Origin of the sequence: Lentzea roselyniae (genome assembly GCF_039537795.1) — a bacterium.
Lineage (GTDB): Bacteria > Actinomycetota > Actinomycetes > Mycobacteriales > Pseudonocardiaceae > Lentzea > Lentzea atacamensis.
In genome coordinates, this window is the sequence record NZ_BAABBE010000032.1 from 75831 (window position 1) to 99120 (window position 23290).

The window sequence follows — 23290 nt, forward strand, 5'->3', positions numbered from 1 at the left end:
TCAGGAAGGGCGACCACCGCCTCGACGCTCGCGGCCGCGAGCGGGTCGAGGACTTCGCCGAGCTGCTGTACTCGGAGCTGGAGCACAACACCAGGGTCGGCCTGGAGTTCCCACGGGTGCAGGTGACCGGGTACGGCAACGCCCGGTTCGGTGCCACGAGCACGGGTGAGGACCGCGCCGACGCGGTGCGCACCGCGTTGTACCGCTGGCTGTCCGACCGCGCCGGTCACGACCGGGACTTCGTGCCGGTGGACGTGCTGCCGATCCGGACGTCGTCCGAGGGCAGGCACCCCGAGCCACGCGGCGAGGGCACCACGCTCGACGAGCGGCGCCGGTCCGTCGTGATCGACGTCTGGCGCGCGCCGGTGACGGGCCCCGAGCTGTGGTCCGTCCGCGACGTGCGCGAGCAGGCGGCGCAGCTGCGGATCCTGCAGGCCGAGCTCACCCCGGCGGAGCGCGCGGCAGTCGAACAGCGCGCTGCCGAGATCGTCGACCGCACGCACAACGTGCAGGCCCTGCGGCACGGCGTCGACACACCGACCAGGCAGGATCTGATCACACTCGTCGCCGACGCCGTCCTGCGCCCGGAGCAGGGCCTCGCGGTGTGGCTGTCCGAGACGCTCGCCGCCCGGTTCGGCACGCAGCCGGGACCGATCGCCGCGCGGCCGTCCGGCCCTGCCGCTCCGGCGGGTCCGACCGACGCCGTCGGTTCCCTGCGGCACCAGGAGCCGCGCGAGCCGTCCACCGCCTTCGAAGAGCGCCCAGGCAGTCGAGGTGTGCTGCACTCGGCCGCGGACGGCAGGTGGGAGGTGCGCGGCCACGGTGAGCCGGTCTTCGCGCGGCACACCGGCGCCAACCTGGTCGGCGTCCACCAGTCGCACGGTCCGTCGAACGGCCAGTTCGTCACCGACCGCGAGGGCAGGCTGAAGCGGGACACCGGCGTGTTCGAGTGGTACGTGGACAACGTCGGCACCGCGCCGGTCGCGTACAGCCTGGCCCGCGACACCAGCCATCCCGAGGTGGGCCGGACGTCTCCGCTTCCGCCGGCGGACCGCGACTCGGTGGCGATGCCGGGACAGCCGACCGGGTTCGCCGACGAGTACGCGCGGTGGCGGACGGACAGCGACGAGCTCTACCACTTCAGCAGCCGGTCACCGCGACAGGTGGCCGATCAGGGCGGTCTGCTCCCGCCGGGAACCGGTGTCCACCGGCACCTGCTGGACTCCGTCGCGCGCGGGCACGCCGACACGGCATTCCTGAGCACGACGCGGTCCGCCGAGGCGATGTCGGACTTCAGGCAGGCCAACACCGGCCGGGAACACGACATGGGCTACCGGTACGCGTACGTGCTGCGGGCTCCCGGTGGCATCGACGTCAACGCGACGCTGGACATCGCGTCGCCCTATCCGAACCAGCGGGAGGTCGTGTTCCCCGGCGGGGTGCGGAGTGAGCACGTGGCGGGCTACCGGCTGGTGGTGGACGACGTCCCGGTCGGACCAGTGCACCCGCTGCCGCCGCCGTCGGAAGCCGCTGGTGCGGGGGCTCAGACCGTTCAGTCCACTTCGGACACCCAGGTGGTCGCGGCGGACGTGCGTGGCCGGGTGCGGGATCGGGACGAGTTCGAGAAGGACGGTCCGGCGACCGAGTCGGCACCGTCCGATCCGCCGCCGCTGCCGGAACGGCTGGTGCCCGCTTCCCAGGAGGACACGGACGCGCTGCTCACCGTCGTGCGGCCGGGTGAGCGGTTCACCGACCCGGAGCGCTGGGTCGGCCTGATCAACGGCGACCGCGGCGCCGCCGGGCGAGACGTGAACTGCGTCGACGCGACGGTCGCGTTCCACGAGACGTACCGGGGCACACCACGCGTCGCCGGTGCGGCGACGTCGGCGAACGAACCCGCCGGCGCGACCACGGTGCTCGGCGAGGTCATGCGGCACACCCCGGAGTTCCTCGGGTCGGGCGAGGCGGCGTTCCGCGAGGCGGTCAAGCGCGTCACGGAGGGCGGCCACGGGTCGGACGCGATCGTGATCGCGGTACCGCGACGTGGCGCCGGGCACGCCTGGAACCTGGTGAACCACCAGGGCATCGTGACCCTGGCCGACCCGCAGGCCGGCACCATCGCACCGATCGCGCCGGAGAAGTTCGCGGAGTACCAACGGGTCTACGCGATCCCGCTCGGCCCGGACGGCGCCTACCTCGGCCGCGACATCCCGCCACCGGTGCCGCCCAAGGGGATCAGTCCCGAGATCGCGGACGCCTACCGGCGCATGGTGGTGGAGCGGAACGCCTGGGAGGCGTATGACCTGCTGCTGCAAGAACAGCACGACGCCGACGCGGATGTGGCCGTGCACCAGCACGACGTCGCCAACCACCGGATGCGGCTCGCACTCGCGAACGGCGAGGACGTTCCGGTACCCGGCACGCTCGGGCGCCTGGTGCGGTCGTTCGGCGGCCTGCGGCTCGTCGGCCTGATCGCGGAACCCGTCCAGGCCGCCTTCCTCGCCAACTTGCTGGGCCGCGACATCATCGCCCTGGTGGTCGGACCGGGTGACGACGAACCGCGCGAGATGCGGTTCCCGCCGAAGGGACGCCCGTTGCCGGTCCTCGCGTGAACCCTGGCGGACCTCCAGCGCGTGGGAATGGTGAGGCTCGGGGAAGGAGGACGTCTTGAGCGACACGATCACCGTGGCGAGGGTCGGGCACGCGCTGCTGGTCGGCACGCAGGGGTGCGATCGGGAAGCGGAGGCCCTGGCGGCGGCGCTGGCCCCGGAACAGCACCGGACGGCCGTCGTCGTGGGCGAGTCCGCCGTGGACGCGGTGTCCCGGCTGGACCCGTGGGTGATCGCCGATCTGGACGAACACGTGAGCGGCGGCCTGCGCCTGCTCGCACCGCACCTGGGCGCCTGCGGACCGGCCGGGCACGTGCCGCCGGCCCGGCTGCTCGCCGACCGGCTGGGCGTGGAGGTCGTGGCCCCCGACAACGACCTGCACGCCCTGCCGGACGGTACCTTCTTCGTCTGGGGACCGGGCGCGGGCTGGGTCTCGTACCGCCCCGGCGGAGCGGGCCGCCGCACCGGTCCCCGCCATCCGGCGCCGTGGTGGCAGGAACACCTCCCCACCACCCCGCCCGAGGGCGTCGAGCAGATCCCGATGGGCCTGTGGGTGCGCGCACCAGGCGGCCCGGCCCGTCCCGCCGACCCGTTGCTGGAGCTCGCCGCGGACTCCCAGCGCCTCACCGTCGTGATCGGCGCTCCCGGCGAACCCGCGCCGTCGGTGTCCGCGATCACCGGCTTGTTGCGATCGCTGCCCGGAGCCGCCCGCGACCGCACCGTGCTGACCTCCTACGGCGACCACGACGTGGCCCAGGCCGTCGCCGACGCGATGAGCGGTGCCGTCCGCGCCCAGCACGCACCACCGATTGGTGCGACGTGGCGGCCGTTCGCCGTGGAGAGCGTCCACCTGCCCGGAGCCTGGCCCGCGCTGGAACGCTGGACAGCGCCCGCACCGTCGCTCCCCCAGATCACCCCGGCCGTCTACCGGCTGGCACCGGGCTGGCGGGTCGAGGTGGTGCCGCGCGGTCTGGTCATGCGGCCTGACGCTCTTCCCTTCGACCGCCTGTGGTCCGCTCCGCCGGGTGCCACCGCGGACCTGGTGCTGGCGGCCGACGAGGCGGTCCCGGAGTCCGTCGTCACCGCACTGGGTGGCCTGGTTCGTGATCTGCCCGCTGATGCGCGGAACTGCCTGCGGGTGCTGCCTTGCTCGCCGTTCGCCGTCACCGCCGCGCGGCAGGTGCCCGAACTCTCCGGGCGGGTCGAGAACCTGAGCTGGTTGCGGAGCGAGCAGCGTCCCGCCCTGGTCGTGACGGCGGACGGTCGTCTGCTGCCGTCCGCGCCACTGCTGGCGCCGCCGACCGCCGGACAGCGCCCCGCCGAACCTCCCGCGCCCCGGCCTGCTCTCGCCGCCCGGAAGGCGGAGGTCTCGAGCAGAACAGCAGCGAACACCGCACGTCCGACGACCACCGCCGCGACCGAGGTGAAGCCGGTCGAGGTGGAGCCGGTCGTGCAGGCCGAGTTCGCGGCGGCCGACAGGTCAGACCGTGTCGCGGAGTTCAGTCCGCTGGCGCCGGTCGACGGCAACGAGATTTCTGAACCCGCCACGCACGCGTCGCTCGCGACCGAACTGTCCGATGAGGACGGTTGCCTTGACCTCCGGCCGGCTTCTCCGGCTGATGTGCGGTCGCTCGCCGTGACCGCGGCTGTGGTTCCGCCGAGTGCACCGGCCACCAGCGCTCCCGCGGTCCGGCCGCCGGACACCGCACCTGCCACCTCGGCGGCGGTGCCCGAACCTGCGCGGGTTGCCCGGCAGACCACCGAGCCGGTCGCAGCTGCTCCAGTCGAGCCGGCTCCGGTCGCCTCCCCACCGCTCACCCCGGCATCAGCCGCACCGACCCCGGCCACACCATCCCCGACCGTTGCGGCCCCACCGAACGCCGCTCCCCCGACCGGCACCGGTCTCCCTTCCCTGGTGCCCTCCGCCCCCACGCGCGCCATCCCAACACCATCACCCGCCACCACGGGCGACACAGCCCCGGCGAGCACACCCACCGACCGCCAGGAAACCCCACCAGAACCCGAAACCCGAACAGCCCCAACCGAACCGGCCCCCACCCACCGCCCCATCCCGCTGGTGCCGCCAGACGCCCGCAGCACCCCGGAACAACGAGCCAGACTCCGAACCACCCTGGGCGACCGTTACGACATGGCCACCAGGGTGGTGTCGAAGCTGCTCGCCGAACGCCCCGGCCTGCGCTCAGGCGGCGACACAGCAGCGCTGATGCCGGAACTGACCGCGGTGCGGGTGTTCGCGGTCAACCCGGACGACGAGTACAACGAGGACTTCCACACCTGCCTCACCGCAGGTCTGAGGCGCATGCCGACCCTCCGAGGCGTGGTGGTGCGAGGCGTACCGGGCACAACCGGGTTCGTCCAAGGCGACGTCCTCACCCTCCAGGCCCCTACGCCCGCGGTGAGCGCGTTGCCGCCGATCCCGGTCACCGGCGCCGAACTCCTGATCTGGACCACCACCGGACGCAGGCTCGACGGGTTGCTCGACGGTCAGCGGTCGGACGTGGTGCTGCCCGCGCACACGAGGTTGAGGGTGCTGCTGGTGGAGGACGAACGCGTGTTGCTGGCAGAGCAAGGAGTCGCGGCCGAGCAGGCGATGACGCGGCTCAAGGCCGCCGTGGTGGCCAGGGCGGCGACTCCGCTGCGCGGGGCTCCGTGCTGGTCCGGGCCGTTGGAGGCGAAGTGACGCACGGACGTCTGCTCGCGCTCGCCGGGTGTGCGCCGGACGGGTGGCTCACGGTGGCCAGGGAAACGCTGGCCGCAGGAGCGACCGCGCGGCTGGAGGACATGTTCACCAGCCTGCGGCAGTTCGACATGTCGCCCAAGCCTCGGCACTTCGAGATGCCCATCGCGCAGGAGGATCCGGTCGATCGGGCCGTGGTGGCCACGGTGGCCGCTCAGCGCGCACAGGCCTGTTGGGTGACCATGCGGGACGGCACCGCCCCGGTGTACCTCGTGCAGGCCGACAGCGAGGCCGACCTGCCCGCTGTCACGGCAGCAGTGCAACGGGCCCTGCTCGCCGCGCGGGAGCGGTCACCGCGAGTGGAGGTCTTCGCGCCGCTCAGCGCACTGCCCGAGTACCACGAGGAGGCGCTGCTCGCGGCCCGGATGTTGTGGAGCGGCTCGCCGGCCACCCCGATCCGGATCGCCCGGACCTTCGACGGGGCCACCGAAGACGGGCCGTACTTCCTGCCGGGGCACGAGCTCATGCTCGACGAGCGGATCCGGCACGACCTCGTCGCGTTCCTCTCCGCGGGGGAACAGGTGCTCGATGCACCGCAGGACCTGCCGGACGTCGTCGTGCCGAGCGCGGGGCCGGTGCCCGGCGGGCTGCGGTCGGACGGGCTCGTGATCTGGTCGGACGCCACGATCCACTACCTCGACAGGCACATGATCTCGCCGGCGGCCGAGCTCGCGGCGCACGCGGCGGGCCGGACGCCCGTCAGCCGGCTCACCCATCTCGAACGCCATCGCGTGCGTGCCGCGCTCGACCCGAACCACGAGGAGGAACCGCTGTGGCGGGCAGGATGACCGGTGTCCGTTCGATGCTCGGCGTTTCGGTGTCCGAACCGGACTGCTTCCGCACCATTAGCGACGCCATCGCGGCCGCCGCGGACGGAGACGTCATCTCGGTGCGGCCGGGTGTCTACAGCGAGTCCGTGGTGCTCGACCGGGACGTCACGCTGTCGGCCTCCGGTGCGGCGGGCGAGGTGCGGATCCAGGCGAGCGGTGCCCCCGCGCTGCGCCTCGCGTGCGAACGTGCCACGGTGTCGGGCATCGTCTTCGCCCACCACGGCGGAGAGACCGCGGTCGACCTGCGGGGTGGTTCGCTGCAGGCCGACGAGTGCGTGGTCGAGGCCGACAGCACTGTCGCCGTGGTCGTGCGTGGTGGTGCGGAGCTGCGCGCGCAGGGGTGCGAGGTGCGCAATCCCGGCGGCGCCGGCGTGCTGGTGTTCGACCGCGGCCGCACCGAGCTGCGCGGGTGCACGCTCCGGAACGTCGGCACGACCGCCGTCGTGGCGCGCAGCGGCGGCGTCCCCAGGCTGGTCGACTGCCACATCAACGACTCGCAGGGTGCCGTGCTCGCCGCCGACGGAGCGGGTGGCTCGATCAAGGGTTGCACCGTCGAACGGATCACCGGCACCGCGTTCGTACTGGAGGACAACAGCACTCTCACCGTCGAGGGCACCACGCTGTCCGAAGTAGACGGTGTGGGAGTGCTCATCGCCGCCGGATGTGAGCCGGTGCTGCGCGACTGCCGGATCGAAGGCACCACCGCACAGGCGATCGTGCTGGTGCAGGGCGCCAAGGCGACGCTCGACGGGGTCGAGGTGCACTCGGCGGGCAGCCACGCGGTGCACGTGCTGGAGAACTCCACCGCCGAGCTGACCGGGTGCACGTTCGGCTCGTCCGGCCACGACGCGGTGCTCATCGCCGGGGCCAAGGCGACGCTGACCCGCTGCACCGTCCAGGGTGGTGCCGCGGACGGTGTGGTCGCCGAGGACAAGGCAGAGGTGCGGCTGACCGATGTCGTCGTCAACGGCACCGGAGGCCGCGGTGTCGGTGCTCGTTCCGGCGCGCACCTCGTGGTCGTCGGTGGTTCCGTGCGCGAGTGCGCGGGCGGGGGTGTGCGCTGGGACGCCGACACCACCGGCAGGCTCGACGGCTGCGAGGTCGCGGGCAACACCGGCGAGGACGTCGAGGTGCTCTCCCCCGGCCAGGTCGAGGTCACCCTCGCACCGGAGCCGCCGAAGCGCCCCGAGCGCAAGCCCGCCGAACCGATGCGCCGCGAACCCGCCACACCGCAGCAGCACAGGAAGAAGACCGGTCCGAAGCCGGAGCTCGACGAGCTGCTGTCCGAACTGGACGCGCTGGTCGGGCTCAGCGGGGTGAAGCGCGAGGTCGAGACTCTGGTGCGGCTGCACCAGATGGCCGAGCGCCGGGCGGCGGCCGGGCTGCCCTCCCCCCAGCTCGGCGGGCACCTGGTCTTCGCGGGTGCTCCCGGTACCGGTAAGACCACGGTGGCGCGCCTCTACGGCAAGATCCTCACCGAGCTGGGCGTGCTGCGCACCGGTCAGCTGGTCGAGGTCGCACGCGCCGACCTGGTCGCGTCGATCATCGGTGGCACCGCGATCAAGACCACCGAGCAGTTCGAGAAGGCGCTCGGCGGTGTGCTGTTCATCGACGAGGCCTACACCCTCAGCCAGGGCGGTGGCGGCAGCGGGCCGGACTTCGGCCGCGAAGCGATCGACACGCTGGTCAAGCTGATGGAGGACCACCGCGACGACATCGTGGTGATCGTCGCGGGCTACACCAACGACATGCGGTCGTTCCTGGCCGCGAACCCCGGTCTGTCGTCCCGGTTCGCCCGCACCATCGAGTTCACCGACTACACCTCGGCAGAGCTGGTCACCATCGTCGAGGGCATGTGCACCGGGCACGACTACCGCCTGGAGTTCGAGACCCGCGACGCGCTGCACACCTACTTCACGAACCTGCCCCGCGACGACTCGTTCGGCAACGGCCGCACCGCCCGCAAGGTGTTCGAGGAGATGATCGGCAGGCAGGCCTACCGGCTCGCCGACGACGAGTCCGCGAGCCCGGTGGCGCTGACCCGCCTGTTGCCCGACGACATCGGCCCGCTGCCAGGTGCCGCGGTGGGGGCGGGCGCCGGCCGCGTCGACGAGGAACGCGTCGAGGAGCTGATGGGCAAGTTGCGCAGCCTGGTGGGGCTGGACGAGGTCAAAGGCGAGGTGGCCAGCATGGTCGACCTGCTCGCCTCCGCCCGGCAGCGGCAGGCCGCCGGGTTGCCGGTGCCGTCGCTGAGCAGGCACCTGATCTTCGCGGGCCCTCCCGGCACGGGTAAGACCACGGTGGCCCGGCTCTACGGCTCGGTGCTCACCGCGATGGGCGTGCTGGCACAAGGGCAGGTCACCGAGGTGAGCCGCGCGGATCTCGTGGGCGAGTACGTGGGACACACGGCTCGGCGCACCACCGAGGCGTTCGACCGGGCTCGCGGCGGGGTGCTGTTCATCGACGAGGCCTACACGCTGTCCGCCCCCGCGGGCGGTGGCCACGACTTCGGCCGCGAGGCCATCGACACGCTGCTGAAGCTCATGGAGGACCACCGTGAGGACGTCGTGGTGATCGCCGCGGGTTACGAACGGGAGATGGAGGGCTTCCTCGAGTCGAACCCCGGTCTGCAGTCGAGATTCTCGCACCGGGTGCGGTTCGCGAACTACACGGTCGACGAGCTGGTGACCATCGTGAACCAGCACGCCACGTCCATCAGCTACGAGCTCGGCGGTCCGGCCGTGGCCGCGCTGCGGGCGCACTTCACCGCGGTGACACGTGGTGCGTCGTTCGGCAACGGCCGCTACGCCCGGCAGGTGCTGGACGCGGCGGTGACCCGGCATGCACGCCGGATGCGGACGATCGAGTCACCGACGACCAATGACCTGTGCCTGCTGCACGCGGACGACATCCCCGATGCGCCTCTGCACGAGTAGTCCCACGCCTGTGGTGAATCGAGCCCGATGATCTTCCTTTGGGTAGTGCGAGGGGAGGATCAAGTCCCGCCAGTATGCCTGATTTGCCCGATGGGAACGCGCTCACCGCTCCCGAGCGCCACGGCGCGTCAACCGCAACTCCACCGTTCGCGCCGTTCCACAGAGCGCACGCCGGCTCGACGGATCAACCCACGCCTGGTCGCACCTTGAGAGCCGATGGCAGTTGAGTGCGCCGGCGCACGCCGAGCTTGCGGTAGATGTTGGTGAGGTGGAACTCGACGGCGCGCCGGGTCACGTACAACTTCTCCGCTATCTCGACGTTCGAGTGCCCCTCCACCACCATGCTCGCCACCCGGAACTCGTGCGGGGTGAGTCCCGTCCCGACAGGCAACGGCGCCGCAGGCAGTGCCTTGGACCTGCACACCGCCTCGGCCGGCAGCTCCGCGAGCGCGGACAACAGGGGCACGGATCCGCACGCCTCCGCGAAGACCTTCGCCTGGGCGAGATTCTCGCGCGCGGCTTCTCGCTGCCCGATCCGCCACTTGACCGTGCCGAGCTCGGACAACACGCGCGCCCGCAACAGCCTCGCGGACGATCCGGTCAACACCGACGCCGCCTCGTTCAACCAGGGCAGGGCGGCGGCATCGCGGGTCGTGGCGGCCACCGCGAGCAGAGCGCGGGCCGTGCTCGACGGCGCACCCCACCTGCGTGCCAGTTCGAGTTCCTCCAGCGCGAGCTGGAGTGCCTCCTGCCGTCGGCCGAGCCGCAGCTGTGCCAGCGCGGCGTGCGAACGCCATGGACGGTGAGCGGGGTTGGGCGCGCCCCAGGCGAGCAGGCGCTCACCGCACTCGAGCTGGTCGGCCAGAGCACCTTCGACGTCACCGAGTTCGAACCGCAGCAACCCCCGCACGTGCAGCAGTGCGGTGTGCTGCCAACTGCGGGGCAGCGTGCCCCTCAGCCCAACGGGTTCGATCGCCGCCTGTGCGCCTTCGACGTCACCGAGCAACAGCAGGCTGTGGACGAGGGCTTCGACGGTCTGCACGTGGCTGAGGTGACCGGAGTGCACGCACGACTGCTGGTCGGGAGCCACCGCGAGCCGTGCGTCCTCGGCCGCCGCCGCCAGCGCTCCCATGCTGAGATGCACGCGGGAGCGCAAGGTGTAGCCGAGCACGCTGAGCATCTCCAGGCCGTGCTGACGCGCTTCGAGCACGATCTCGTCGCTGTGGCGGAGTGCGAGATCGAACTCGTCCGTGCGGATCAGGCCGTTGACCGCGGCCAGCAGGCGCTGTGGGTCGTTCATGATCGCCACGACGCCTCCCGACAACGCCACGAGGGCCGACTCCCGGCACAGGTCGAACTCCTCACCCGCGTTTCCGGTGTAGTCGGCGATCAACGCTCCGGCGAGCCGGCCGCGCACCCCGCCTTCACGCCAGGTGGGATCGATCTCGGCGGGATGGGTGTGCACCGGCTCCCGATGTGGTGTCGGCACGGTGACCCGGAGCGCGAGGCGCAGCAGCCCCCCGACGACCGGATCGACCGGCTCCACCTTGTCGATCGACGTGGTCAGCACTTCCCGGGCTTCGTCGTACCTCGCGTCGAGGTACAGCACCTGCGACAACCTGCACGCGACGCCCAGGATCGCCTGCGGCTCCACCAGGTACTCCATGGCGGCCGTGAGGTGCACCGCTGCCTGGTGCGGGTCGAAGTACGTCTCCGCGCGCCCGAGCCTGATGAGCAGATCCCTGCGGAGATTCGGCGCCATGTCCTCTTTCAACGCGCGCGACAACAGGTCGGCACCGGTGACCGGGTCGCCGTCCACGACGGCGAGTTTGGCCGCCCTGCTCAGATTTGCGGCCGCCCACGTGCCGAGCTTCGCGGTCGTCCGCCGGATGTGCTTGGCGACCAGGAGGTCTGGCGCCTGAACCTCGTGCAGGTACCGCGCCGCACTGGCGTGCATTTCGTCGCGTTCGGTGTGGGTGACGGCGTTCGCGATCGCGTTCTGGATCATCGAGTGGGTGAAGGCCAGCTTGCCGTTGTTCGCCAGCAACCCCATCCCGACGAGCTGGCGCACCGCGTCCGCGACCTCCGGAGCACCCGTGCCCGCGACCGCCGCCGTGAGCTCGACTCCGGGCGGCTCGAGCACGGCGATGATCCTGGCGATGCGCACGAGGTGCGGAGACTGCCGGTTGAGCCGTGCCAGCACCGACCCGCCCAGGTCGTCCGGACTCTGCCGGGCGAGATCTCGGGCGGCGGCCTCGTCCGGTGGCGTGGCACCGTCCCGCATGGTGGCGAGCAGCTGGCTCAGGATGAACGGGTTGCGGCCGGTCGTCTCGGCACACGCGCTGATGAACTCCGGTGCGGGCCGGACGCCGAGCAGCTTCTCGGTCATCTCGGCGATCTCCCCGTCGGCGAATCCGCCGATCTTCACCCGCTCGGCGTAGAAGTCCAGCTCGGCGATCAGGAGCGGGCTTTCGGGGTAGATGCCCGTCGTCTGGCTCAGCAGCACGGCCAGCGGCATGCGGGTGACCCTGCAGACGAGGTAGTTCAGCCACCTCAGTGAAGGGACGTCCGTCCACTGCAGATCGTCCACGATGAAGCACAGCGGCTTGGGCGGAGTCAGCGTCGTGGTGAGCCGGTACAACCCGCGCAGCGCCTGGTGGACGTCCACCTCTTCGAACGCCTCCAGCGGATCGGCCGGTGTCGCGTTGATGACTCCCGACCCCCGGCTGCCCGCCACGCGGAACGCCGACTCGGCCTCGTCGCCCGGCAGGTCGCTCAGCACATCCTCGAACATCTGGCGGGTAACCCCGAACGGCAACTCCTTCTCCATCCGGGACGCGTTGGCCAGCCCCACCTGGAACCCGCGCTCGCGCGCCAGTTCCGCGGCGGCGTTGAGCAAGGTCGTCTTACCGATGCCGGTCGTGCCTTCCAGCAGCAGCACGATCGGGGTGCGCGCTTCGGCGGCGTCCAGAACGCCGGTGATGCGATCGAGTTCCTTCCGGCGCCCGACGAAGTCAACCATCACTGGCATGCACCTCGCGTGCTCGGCACGGCATCGCACGCTCCTCCACTTCGGCCGGCCCTTGACACAGCTCTTCGCACTCGCCAACGCCAATCGGCGGCTGCCGGGTCACCCTTGTGGCGCAACGTCACCCGTTTGGACTAAGCAGCTCAGCGCGCACTGGGCTCGCGGCCGGTCGACGTCACCTCGGCACCGGACCTCACTGCAGGTCGGCGCACTTGACCGAGTCCGTCTTGTCGGCGGCACCCGCGACCCAGCGAATCCGCTCGACGGAGAAGTCGAGCACACCCGCGGTGGCCACGAGGAAGGGCGTGTTCACGTGCACCGGGTCCAACCCCTTGTCCTTGAAGCAGGACACGGGCACCGTCACGGTCGAACGCTTACCGATGGGCAGCTTCTGCAGCACCTGGGTGAAGTTGCCCTCGGCGGAGCAGGGAAAGCGGCAGTGCACGGCGAGCGTGGTCCGGGCGGTCGGCGCGGAGTACAACGTCAGGTCGACCACGATGGCACCCTTGTTGTCCATGAACGGCCGCACGTCCGTCACGGAACTGATGCTCTGCAGGTAGAACTGGGCACTCTGGCCGCCCTTCCAGCTCACCCGCAGGCCGTCCTCGGCAGCCACCGAGATCGCGGCGTGGGCCGCCACTCCGTCGCTGCCGACGTGGGTACCGCCCCAGTTCTCCTCCGAACCGATGATCGAGACGAAGGGGTCGATGTCCTTGCGGTGGTATATGTCCAAATCGGACACCTCGCTGCCGGACTTCGCGACGTCCTGCACGGCGGGCGTCTCACCGGTTCCGCTGCCGGAGAAGTACAACAGCCCGGACGCCACGAGCAGCAGGGCGACGGCCGCCGCGGTCGCGGGCAGCAACCACTTCGGACCGTTGACCAGCTTCCGCCGCGCTGGTGCCGTGGGCACCGGCGACACGCCTGGCGCCGGCGGCATCCGCCTCCCCTGCGGCATCGCGACGCCATCCAGCGGAGGGTGACCCTGCCGCGGATCCGTGACCGGGGCGGCGGAAACCGCGACGGACTTCGCCACCGCCGCCGCACCGAGCGCCACCGTGAACTTGGGGTGCAGGCTGACGCGGACGGGTTTGCCGAACGCTTCGGACACCGCCTGCGGCACCAGGGGAATGCGGGACGAACCACCGGCGAGCAGCACCCCGGCGAGGTCTTCGGTGCGCAGTCCCGCCGAGTTGATGGTGCGGTGCAACGCCTCGGTGGTGAGCGCGACCGACGGCCGGATCATCTCGTTGAACTCGATCCGGCTCACCGTGACCTCGCGCTCGTCGCCGGCCAGTGGCACGCGGATGGTCACTTCGGGCTCGGTCGAGAGCGTTTCCTTGGCCTGCACGCAGTTCGTCCGCGTCGCGGCCAGCGTGGCCGCGCTCTCGGGGTCAGCGGGGTCGAGCGCGCTCAGCGCACCGTCCAGAGCCGCGTCCACGTGTGCCATGAGCGACTCGTCGAAGTCCATGCCGCCCATGCGCTCGATGCCTTCGGGCGTGCCGAGGATCTCCATCCCGTCCGAGCGGGCGCGCAGGATGGTGGTATCGAACGTGCCGCCGCCGAGGTCGTAGACCGCGACGAGTTCGCCGTCGCCCAGCCGCCGCTCGACCGAGTAGTGCGTTGCGGCTGCCTCGGGTTCGGTCACGATCCGCACGTTCGACAGCCCGGCGAGCCGCGGCACCTCGTCGAACTGCTCCCGGCGGTAGGGCCCCCACACCGCCGGGCAGGTGAGGACGACCTGCTCGGGTGGCCCGCCCTGCAGCTTGGTCACCTTGGCGATGACGTCCTTGAGCTGTGCGGCGAGCAGCGCCTGCGGGGAGAACGCCGCGCCGCCGATCACGATCGGCGTCGGGTCACCGAGCCTGCGCTTGTGTCCACGTGAGACCCTCGTCGGATCGCTCGCGGCCGCGGCGTCGGCGGCGTCTCCGGTGAGCAACCGACCGTCCGGGCGCACGAAGACGACGGACGAGGTCACCACACCGCGGCCGAGGGCCACGACCTGGGTACCGGAGTCCCCGCACACGGCGGCGGCCGTGAAAGTGGTGCCGAGGTCGATGCCGAGGCCGTATCCCATGCCGAACTCCAGAAGTGTTGAGAGCACTCGCCCGCAGCGGACATGACGGCAGGCTCGGATGGTAGGGAAAACCCTACGAGCCCTTCGGGTAAACCCCATTGTCCCAACCGACGGAACGAACCACGCTTCATGCGTGACGGGCTTCCTGCGCAGAACGCTACGGTGGATCAATGCCAGACCCACCCGTCTGCGTGACCCAGGCGCCGTCTTCTCCCAGCGACGCGAGGAACTCGAGCAGGTGCTGCACGACGGACCGGCGCTGCGCGCCTCTTCGCTCGCACTGGAGCTCGCATTGATCTCGATGTCCGCGAACGACCCGTCTCTGCGCGCCCGCATCGACACCGCGCAGACCGGGGTGCAGCAGATGCTCGACGAACTGCGCAACCTCGGCGAGAGGTTGTACCCGCCGGTGTTGCGCAGCTCGGGCATCGAATCGGCGGTGCGCACCGTGGCGGAAAAGCAGAGGGTCCTCCTCACACTGGACGTACTGAGCGGTGAGAGCGATCTCATCACTCAGTCGCGAGCCTGCCTCCTGATCGCCGATCATCTGCGGTCGCTGCGGCCAGGCACCGCCGCCACGGTGAAAGTGCGCGGCAGCCGCAAGTTCGTCCGGGTGAGCATCACCCACCAGGTCCAGGACCAGCCGGAGCCGAAACGACACTGGGCGGTGATCCGATGCGGGTAGCCATCGCCGAGGACGGCGCACTGTTCCGCGAAGGCCTGGTTCTCATGCTCGAAGCAGCGGGCCACCAGGTGGTCGGCTGCGTTCCCAACGGCGACAGACTGCTCCCGCTCGTCGCCACGGAGCAGGTCGACGTCGCCGTGCTCGACATCCGGATGGAGCCGGAACCGGAAGGCGGCCTGACGACCGCGGCCGAGATCCGCAAACGGTTCCCGCACGTCGGCCTACTGCTGCTGTCACACTACGCCGAAACCCATTACCTGATGCGGATTCTCGAGATAGGCACGGAGCGCATCGGCTACCGGCTCAAGGAGCGCATCGCCGGGGTCCAGGTGTTGATGGACACGTTGGACCGGATCGCGAGCGGTGAGATCGTCATCGAACCCGTGCTCGCCAAGAGGCTGCTGCAGAGTCCCGTCGGCGAGACGAGTGACCCGATCGCGATGCTGAGCGACCGCGAGCACGACGTGCTGCGGCTCATGGCCGAAGGCCGCACGAACAACGCGATCGCCAGCGAGCTGCACGTGTCGTTGAAGGGCGTGGAGAAGCACATCGCCACGATCTTCACGAAGCTCGGCCTCTCCGGTGATCCGTCCGTGCACCACCGCCGTGTCCTCGCGGTGCTGGCCTATCTGCGTGCCCGGCGAATCGAGGTCTGACCGATGTGGCAGCGCCGGGCTCGCGGCCGGGAACCTCATCTCGTCGCCGCCGGGTGTCCCCCCGCACTGCTGGTTCCCGCGCTGGTGCGCAACCTCGCGACCGTGGTCGACGGACGGGCCGCGTACTGCGTGCTCGACGACGACGAGACCGCCACCGTCGCGTGCTGGCCCGCCGTGCGGATCGAGCCGGCCGCGAATCTCGACGCCGCGCTGGCGGCGCACCGCGCCACCGAGGTGCGCTCGGTAGCGGGTGGAGGGTGGCTGATGTTCGGCAAACGCGGTCAGGTCTCCCGCCGGGACCGGCAGGTGCTCGAGGAGACCGCGGGCTGGATCGGTGTGGCCGTGCGGATGGAACGGCTGCGCGGCGACCGTGACAGGTCTGCCACCCGCGCCGCCCGACTCGACTCGGAGCTGCGCGTGGCACGGGAACGGGTCGCCCGCGTGCGCGAGCTCGAGCGGCGCAGGCTGGTCGGTTCGATCACCTCGCTCGCGGGCCGCGAGTTCGCCGACGTCCGCAGGAAAGCGAGCGAGCTGCGCGGCGCTTTCGCCGGGACCGAGCTCGACCCAGGGGCGGCGGGCGCAGCAGCCGACCGGCTGCGGGACGCGCTGGACGAGTTGGTCGGTGCCTTCCGCACCGTCGTGCGCGGTGTCCACCCGGCGATGCTGCCGGAGCGCGGGCCGCGCGCCGCGTTGGAAGAACTGGCGATGGTGCTACGCCGCCCGGTGCGCTTCCGCGGCGATCTCGGGCACCGGGTCAGCTGGGAGATCGAGTCCGGCCTCTACCACGCGGCCGCCGCGGTGCTGCACCCGCTGACCGCACCGGGTGGCGCCGAGCGCGTGGTGGTCGACTGCGCCCGCGCGGAGAGCGTGTTGCGCGTCGTGATGACCGCGCCGGGCTGGGCGGGGCCCGCGGCGCAGTTGCGGCAGGTGCTCTGCGACGACGCCGAAAGGCTCACCGTGCTCGGCGGCACGCTGACGACCACTGTCCACAACGGAGTCGCGACGGTGTCGATCGAGCTCCCGGAGCGGCTGAGCGCACCCGGTGCGGAGGCGGGCTGCGCGCCGGGCGACTCGTTGTTCCTGCGGGTGCGCGCACTCGTCGAGCGCGGCTGGCTCGCGGCGGCCGATCGAGCGGCCGGCGAACGCTGGACGGCGATCGCGGAACGGCTGAACCGGCCAGTGCGCGTCGCCGTCGTCGGCCCGTCGCACAGCACCGTCGTGGGTGCGCTGATCGGGGCCAGGCTGCCGGACTCGGACACCCCGGCCTGGCACCTGCACGGCAGCGCGGCGGCCCCGGACTCCAGCCTGATCCTGCTCGACCTGCCGGGTGAGGCGGACACCGCGCTGGCGGCCCAGCTCACCTCCCCGGTGAACGGTGACGCGGCCGCCGTGGACGCCGTGCTGTGCCTGGCTCCCGCAGACCAGGCCTTTCGCCGGGCGTTGCGGCTGGGCCGCCACCGCGTCGAGCTCGTCGAGCCTCCGGCACCGTTGCACCCGCGCGTGGCCCTGTGGTCGGCGACCGGGCGCACCGGGCACCTCAGCGAGGACGACGCGCGCCTCGTCGAGGAGGCGACGCGCGAGGACGCGAGCGTGGCGGACGTGGTCGGGGAGCTGAGCGGACTGGCGGCGTTGAAGGAGGCGCTGACCCGCCGGTTCCTGACGCGCTTCGAGCTGATCGCCGCCCGCCGGGCACTGGCCGCCGTCCGCGAAGCCGTCGGCGATCTGCCCCCGAACCACCCGCTGGTGCACGAGGTTGAGCGCATCACGGCCACGGCACACGAGATCGTGGAACTGGAGCTGCTCGACGAGCTCGAGTGGGAGGCGCCGTCGCCGAACTGGTTCGGACCGCTGGAGGTGTGCGCCGAGGCCGTCCAGCTCCTCGGTGCGTTCGGCACCAGTCCGAACCAGCGCCTGGGACTGACGCCCTCCGCGGACGCCGCACAGCTGTGCACCGCGGCATGGCAGGCGGCCAGTCGGTGGCGGGCCCGCGGTGAGCACCTCACCGCGGGGCCGCGCGTCCGAGCTGCCTGTGAAGTGCTCGTCCGCACCTGCGAAGGCATCGCGGCCGATCTCGCCCCGCAGCCGGAACCAGCGAGAAGTCGTTGACAGCGAAGAAGGTCATGGACAGCGAGCGAGGTCGTGGGGCACGAAGCCGGCGACCACCGTGCCGGCGCCCGGCGTCGAGTGGATGCTGACATCGCCACCCACCGCGACCATGCGGCTCACCAGGTGGTGCAGACCGGCGTCCGGTGGCACGTCGGCGAACCCACGGCCGTTGTCGCGCACCTCGAAGCTGAGGGTGTCGCCCGTGTCGCGCACCGAGACCGTGATGGACGCTCCGGGCGCGTGCTTGTGCGCGTTGTTCACGCTCTCCATGCAGACGAAGTACACCGCTGTCTCGGCGGCCGCACCGATGCGGCGCAGAGTCGGGTCGAGCTGGAGCACCACGTCGTCGTGGTGCCGCAGTTCGGCGTCGAGCGCGGCGACCAGACCGCCGGTGACGAGCGCGATCGGCAGGATGCCCGCCGCCGTGCGCGTGATCTGACGTTCCGCGTCGTCGAACCTGCCCTCCAGGCCGTCCAGCATCCGGTTGGCCGTGCCCCGGTCGCCCGCGGACACCGCGTGGCTGAGCAGTCCGACCGCCAGTTGCAGGGCCACGAGGTGGTGCTGTGCACCGTCGTGCAGGTCGCGCTCCACGTCGCGGCGCTCCCGGTCCATCTGCGCCGCGGCACGCCACCTGCCGTCGGCCAGCTCCTGATGCGCCGCGTCACCCCGGCGCCGGACCTGGTCGGCTTCGAGCCTCAGCCTGATCTCCATCAGCAGCGGCCCGAGCACCGGCAGCAGACCGTCGAGCTGACCGGCCCCGGCCGGGCTGAGTGCGACAGAACCCTGGGCGGCGCCGTCGAACTTCACCGTGCCCTCCCACCACGTTCCGTCGCCCACACTCCAGTGGAACCGCTCTCCCAGCACGGTGAGCACGCAGGCCACAGCACCCGCGCCACGACCGATCGCCTCGGCGAGTGCCTGCGGATGCACGCTCGTCCGGCCCAGCGAACCACTCACGAACTCCCGGACGGCGTCGATGGCGCGGCGGTCTCGTTCCCGTGCGTCCACCTCGGAAGCCGTCCTCAGCTCGCCGGGCTGTCGAAGGTCGCCATCCGGAAAGCCGCGTTGACCTCACGGCTCGCGATCTGGGCGATCCGGCGCACGTGCGGCGCGACCGCCTCGGGACGGAACCGGCCGGACGGGCCGATCACGGAGATCGCGGCGACCGGCTCGAGCTTCGGCCCGCGCACGGCTGCGGCGACACCGCAGATGCCGGCCTGCAGCTCGCCTCGTTCGTACGCGATTCCAGTTGCGCGCACGGTCATCAGTTCCTTGGCGAGAATCTCCTGCGAACCGGGCCCCCACCAGCCGCTGTCCGCGACCAGCACCTTGCCGGCGGCGGTGCGGTGCAGCGGCTGGCTGTCGCCGCGCTGGACCGCGATGCCCATGGCGCGGTAGCCGTGGATGCGTTCGATGACGTGCACGCTGCTGCCCGCCCGCACGATCAGCTGCACGACCTCGTGGGTCAGCTCGTACAGCTCGGCGAGGTACGGCATCAGCCGAGCCCGCACGCCGGGCGACAGCGCGGTCGGCTGGCCCGCCGACAGCATCGACACCTTGTTGCTGAGGTAGTAGTGGCCGTTGATGGACTCGACGAACTCCGCGTCGCGCAGGAAGCACAGCATCCGGTGCGCCGTGGACTTCGGCAGCCCGGTCCGATCGGTGAGCTCGGCGAGCGAGATCGATCCGCCCTGGGCGCTGAACGCCTCCAGCACCGCGAGCACCTTGGTCGCGGCACCCTTGCGCTCCCTGGACTCCGCCACGTCGGGCGAGACCCTTTTCAGCGGGACCTCGGGTCGCCGCTCCGCTGCCAACAGGTCTGTCATTTAGAGGGTCCTTCCACTTGCGCTTCGTGCGCCTCGAACGTGACGGGGGGTGGATCACGTTCTGAAGCCAGGCTAGAACTCACGGCCGCTGTGGAACTGTGGAACTCCACAGCGGCCGCAGAGAGTCCGCAGAGAATCCACTCCGCAATGTCCCCGATCGGGTGAAGTTTGCCCAAAAACATCAAGTGTGATCGAGGGACGAAAGCAGATTCAGCGGCCGCACAAAGGTCCGCCGACGCAGCTGGTCCGGTAAACGTACCGAGAAAGTTTTGTCGCAAATGAAAAGACGGTCACGCGAACACGCTAGTGACAGACCCCTGCGTCACCCGTCTGCCGCACACCGACCTGCGACCATTCGGACGTGGACCCACCGAGCGCATACCGCGAGGGTGCAGTGGCCACGAATGGCGCAAGCACCACCGCAATCGGGCTGCAAATTCCAGGAAGATCGAATTTCTATTCGTGAGACCGTGAAAACGGATCACCGGTCGTTCGACCGCGAAACGCACCCGAGCACACAATGAGCAGAAAGCAAAAACAGCCGGTCATTCCGAAGAACGCACTGGTCAGCTCGCGAAGTCGGCGAGTGCGGACTGCAGCTGGGTCCGCCTGCGGACGCCGAGCTTGCGGTAGATGTTCGTGAGGTGGGCCTCCACACCGCGGCGGGTGACGTCGAGCTGGCGCGCCACCTCGTCGTTGGAGGCGCCGGCCACGACGAGGGTGGCCACCTTGCGCTCCTGCTGGGTGAGCAGCACGCTCGCCCGCCGGGGCAGCACCGGTGCCTCGGCCTCGCCGGGCAGGAGTGCGTCGGCCGGCAGATCCTCGATCGCGGTCAGCAGCGGGGTGGCTCCGCATTCGCGGGCCAGGGACCGCGCCAGCACCAGATCCCTCCGGGCGAGGTCGCTGCGGCCGTGCTGCCACCGATGCGTGCCCAGTGCGAACAGCACCTGCGCGTGCAACAGCCGCGCGGGCGACCCGCGCAGCACCGCCTCGGCCTCGGCCAGGCTCGCTTCGGCGGCCGGTCCTCGGGTCGCGGCGGCCACGGTGAGCAGTGCCCGCGCGATCGACGACGGAACCTGCCACCGCCGCGCCAGTTCCAGACCTTCCACCGCCAGCTGGCGCGCGTCCTGCTCACGACCGAGCCGCAGGTACGCCATCGCGGCGTTCGAGCGCCACGACCGGGGCGGCGGATTGCGACCGCTCCACACGGCGAGCCGCTCGCCGCTCGCGAGCTGGTCGACGAGCGCGCCCTCGACGTCACCCTGCCGCATCCGCAGCACTCCCCTGGCGTGCAGGAAGCACGCGTGGTGCCAGCTGTCCGGCAGCAGCCCGGTCAGGCCGACGGCGTCCGCCGCGGTCGCCGCGCCGGTGAGATCACCCGCCTCCACCAGGGCACGAACCAGCGCCTCGGTGGCGTAGACGAAGGTGAAGTGCCGGGGATCGCCACCGGCGCGCCGCACGTCGGCCACCGCGAGCTGGGCGTTCGCGATCGCTTCCGGCAGCTCGCCTCGGTGGCGGTGCACCCTGGAACGCAGCGTGTGCCCGAGCGCGCCGAGCAACTCCAAGCCCCGTCGCTGTGCCTCGTCCACCATTTCCACGGAGTGCCGCAGGGCGGAGTCCAGTTCGTCGACCCGGATCAGGGAGTCGATCGTCGCCACCAGCTGGTGCGGTTCGTGCAGGATCGAATTGACGCCGCGGGAAAGCGCGACCAGAGCGGCCTCCCGGCCCCGGACGAGGTCCTCGCCCGTCGTCGCGTCGATGCCCGCGACGAGCGCCGCGAGTTCCCGCCCGGCCCCCGGAAACCTGCGCCAGTCCCCCACCATCGCACCCTCGGCGGCCCGGCCGGGAACGACCGCGTGCAGCGCGAGGCGGAGCTGGGCCACCACCGCCGGGTTCGCCGCACCGACGTCGGTGATCGCACGCCGGAGCACCGCGGCGGCCTCGGCGTAGTGACCCTCGAACTGCAGGATCTGCGCCAGCCTGCAGGCGATCGTGCACATCGACTGGGGGTCGTCCACGTAGTCGAGCGCTTCGCTCAGATGCGCGGCCGCCCTGCGCGGGTCCCGGTGAACCTCGCTGCGCGCCAGCCGCAGCAGGAGATGGCGGCGCAGCTCGGGCGGCAGTGCCTCGCGCAGCGCCCGCGTGAGGAAGGCGGTGCCGAGTGCGGGATCCCGGTCGGTGAGCGGCAGGTCGGCTGCGCGGAGCAGTGCTTCGGCTATGCCGACGCCGAGGCGCGCATGGGTGCGCACGGCGTGCCGCGCGATGACCAGGTCCGGTGCGCTGGCCTCGTGGAGGTGGCGAGCAGCGCGGGCGTGCATGCCGTCGGCTTCCAGGTGGCTCACGGTGGCCGCGATGGAGTCCCGCACCACCGGGTGAGCGAACGCGATGCTGACATCGTCGGCGAGCAACCCCAGCCCGACCAGGTGCACCACCGCGTCTCTGGCCGCGGGCGCGGTGAGGCCGGTGACGGCGGCGGACAGCTCCAGCGTCGGCGTCTCCAGCACGGCGAGCACCTTGACTAGCCGCACGAGTTCGCTGGAGTGCCGGTTCAGCCGCGCGAGCACGGCCATGCCGAGTTCCGGCGTCCCGCACACCGCGAAATCCTCCGCCGACGGCACCGCGCACCACCTCAACAGCAGCGGAATGCCGCCGGTGAGACGCGCGCACGTCGACACGAACTCCGGTTCGGGCTCGGTCCGGAGCACCCGTCGCAAGAAGCTCTCGGTGTCGCCGAGGCCGAATCCGTCCACCCGCACGCGTTCCGCCGCCATGCCGAGCTCAGCCAGCGCCAGCGCGTGTTCGACCGGGGCTCCCGCTGTCCGGCCGAGGAGGAAGACCACCGGCAACCGGAGTCGCCGCTCCGCCAGATAACTCAACCAGCGCAGCGAGGACGCGTCCGCGCACTGCAGGTCGTCGATGACGAAGCAGAGCGGCACGCGCGCTGTGAGCGCTCCCACCACCCGCGCCAAGGAAGCGAACACCCGCCGATCGTCCTGCCCTGTCGGCGGCTGTGCCTCGGTCAACCACGGAACGAGGTCGAAACCCTGCGCCTTGGCGACCGACACCACCGTCTCGACGACGTCGCCGGGAACGTTCATCAGCACGTCGTCGAGCAGCCGGTGAACCACGTGCAGGGGTGATCCGGAGCCTTCCGGCGCCAGCAGAGCGCTTGCCCCGTGGAATCCCCGCGCCGCGGCGACCTCCGCGGCGGCGTCGAGCAGCGTCGACTTGCCGACGCCCAGCGGCCCCTCGAACATCAACAGGGAGAACTTGTGCTCGGCGGCGGCGTCGAGCGCGCGCGACACGCGGTCGATCTCACGGCGACGGCCGACGACGTTCGCCGCGAGCGGTCCGGTGGGTGACTCGGTCGTCGGATGCTCGACGGTCATGGTGCCTCCTCACCGCAGCCGGGCCCGCACGGTCAGCGGACTGCCCGCGTACCGTACCCAGAGTGCAACCGCCGTAGCACGAACGGTGAACCTACGACGGAAATTTGGGATTGTGCTGACGTTCGGACGCACGGTTTCCCGGTACTTTTCCCGGCACTTCCCCTTTTATCCACTGTGGACACAGCGGTGCGCCCCGTACGTCAAAGGCGGTCCCCCCGCCCGAGCACACCTTCTCGCACATCGCCACACGCGGCGAGCTGCACGTGCTAGGGCCCGTCCTCAAAGCCAGAGGGTGAGGGTGGCCAGGTCGATCATGGCTTGGTAGGACAGGGCGGTCTTGTCGTAGCGGGTGGCGATCGCGCGGAACTGTTTGAGCCGGTTGAAGCAGCG

The 23290-nt window shown here is 71.1% G+C and carries 12 protein-coding genes and 1 pseudogene (1 of these 13 running past the window's edge); 7 read left to right on the forward strand and 6 right to left on the reverse strand.

The features are described 5' to 3' along the window. The 4 genes in view from ABFX45_RS37980 to ABFX45_RS37995 are tightly spaced (at most 55 nt apart) and all read left to right on the forward strand, a layout consistent with a single transcriptional unit that may run on beyond the window. Positions 1-2612, forward strand: partial view of a scabin-related ADP-ribosyltransferase gene (locus ABFX45_RS37980; RefSeq protein WP_346135512.1) — the 3' portion only. Its footprint begins 24556 nt before the window's first position; only the last 2612 of its 27168 coding nucleotides appear in the window; the start codon falls outside the window, past its left edge; it ends in the stop codon at positions 2610-2612. 55 nt (positions 2613-2667) lie between these two features. Next, a complete protein-coding gene (locus ABFX45_RS37985) occupies positions 2668-5310 on the forward strand; it encodes a hypothetical protein (protein WP_346135514.1) in 2643 nt (880 codons plus the stop codon). Beyond that, positions 5307-6155, forward strand: a complete 849-nt coding sequence (locus ABFX45_RS37990; protein ID WP_346135515.1) for a hypothetical protein — start codon at positions 5307-5309, stop codon at positions 6153-6155. The genes ABFX45_RS37985 and ABFX45_RS37990 overlap by 4 nt, the downstream gene beginning before the upstream one ends. After that, entirely contained in the window at positions 6140-9133 is a 2994-nt protein-coding gene (locus ABFX45_RS37995; RefSeq protein WP_346135517.1) for an AAA family ATPase, read from the forward strand. Before ABFX45_RS37990 ends, ABFX45_RS37995 begins: the two co-directional genes overlap by 16 nt. Positions 9134-9317: 184 nt before the next feature. Here ABFX45_RS37995 and ABFX45_RS38000 read toward each other — a convergent pair whose 3' ends face one another. Next, complete coding sequence (locus ABFX45_RS38000; RefSeq protein WP_346135519.1) at positions 9318-12155, reverse strand: helix-turn-helix transcriptional regulator; 2838 nt, start codon at positions 12153-12155, stop codon at positions 9318-9320. Between the two features lie 199 nt (positions 12156-12354). Next, the gene (locus ABFX45_RS38005; protein ID WP_346135521.1) at positions 12355-14265 is read right to left on the reverse strand and encodes an Hsp70 family protein; all 1911 of its coding nucleotides are present in this window, start codon (positions 14263-14265) and stop codon (positions 12355-12357) included. 106 nt (positions 14266-14371) lie between these two features. On the opposite strand from ABFX45_RS38005, the gene ABFX45_RS38010 reads away from it, so the two are divergent. Genes ABFX45_RS38010 through ABFX45_RS38020 form a run of 3 tightly spaced genes read left to right on the forward strand, consistent with a single transcriptional unit; the run spans position 14372 to position 17685 of the window. Continuing rightward, positions 14372-14923 (forward strand): histidine kinase, encoded by a 552-nt coding sequence (locus tag ABFX45_RS38010; protein WP_346135523.1) that lies wholly within the window; start codon positions 14372-14374, stop codon positions 14921-14923. Continuing rightward, positions 14914-15579, forward strand: coding sequence for a response regulator transcription factor (locus ABFX45_RS38015; protein WP_346135525.1), 666 nt, complete (start codon positions 14914-14916; stop codon positions 15577-15579). The genes ABFX45_RS38010 and ABFX45_RS38015 overlap by 10 nt, the downstream gene beginning before the upstream one ends. Before the next feature lie 3 nt (positions 15580-15582). Further along, positions 15583-17685 carry a hypothetical protein gene (locus tag ABFX45_RS38020; RefSeq protein WP_346135527.1) on the forward strand — a complete coding sequence of 701 codons (2103 nt, stop codon included), beginning with the start codon at positions 15583-15585 and terminating at the stop codon, positions 17683-17685. Between the two features lie 12 nt (positions 17686-17697). Here the strand turns inward: ABFX45_RS38020 and ABFX45_RS38025 are convergent, their stop codons facing one another. From ABFX45_RS38025 to ABFX45_RS38040, 4 genes and pseudogenes are all read right to left on the reverse strand, one after another. Continuing rightward, positions 17698-18693, reverse strand: coding sequence for a sensor histidine kinase (locus tag ABFX45_RS38025; protein ID WP_346135529.1), 996 nt, complete (start codon positions 18691-18693; stop codon positions 17698-17700). A gap of 14 nt (positions 18694-18707) precedes the next feature. Then, positions 18708-19511, reverse strand: a complete 804-nt coding sequence (locus tag ABFX45_RS38030; RefSeq protein ID WP_346135531.1) for an IclR family transcriptional regulator — start codon at positions 19509-19511, stop codon at positions 18708-18710. A gap of 566 nt (positions 19512-20077) precedes the next feature. Then, a complete protein-coding gene (locus tag ABFX45_RS38035) occupies positions 20078-22900 on the reverse strand; it encodes a BREX system ATP-binding domain-containing protein (RefSeq protein WP_346135533.1) in 2823 nt (940 codons plus the stop codon). Between the two features lie 279 nt (positions 22901-23179). After that, positions 23180-23290 (reverse strand): annotated as a pseudogene (locus tag ABFX45_RS38040) (IS5/IS1182 family transposase); the annotation flags it as partial.

Coding starts and splice junctions, on each gene's coding strand:
- ABFX45_RS38000 (WP_346135519.1), bottom strand. CDS start 12,155: ATGGTTGACTTCGTCGGGCGCCGGAAGGAACTCGATCGCATCACCGGC.
- ABFX45_RS38015 (WP_346135525.1), top strand. CDS start 14,914: ATGCGGGTAGCCATCGCCGAGGACGGCGCACTGTTCCGCGAAGGCCTG.
- ABFX45_RS38030 (WP_346135531.1), bottom strand. CDS start 19,511: ATGACAGACCTGTTGGCAGCGGAGCGGCGACCCGAGGTCCCGCTGAAA.
- ABFX45_RS38035 (WP_346135533.1), bottom strand. CDS start 22,900: ATGACCGTCGAGCATCCGACGACCGAGTCACCCACCGGACCGCTCGCG.
- ABFX45_RS38020 (WP_346135527.1), top strand. CDS start 15,583: ATGTGGCAGCGCCGGGCTCGCGGCCGGGAACCTCATCTCGTCGCCGCC.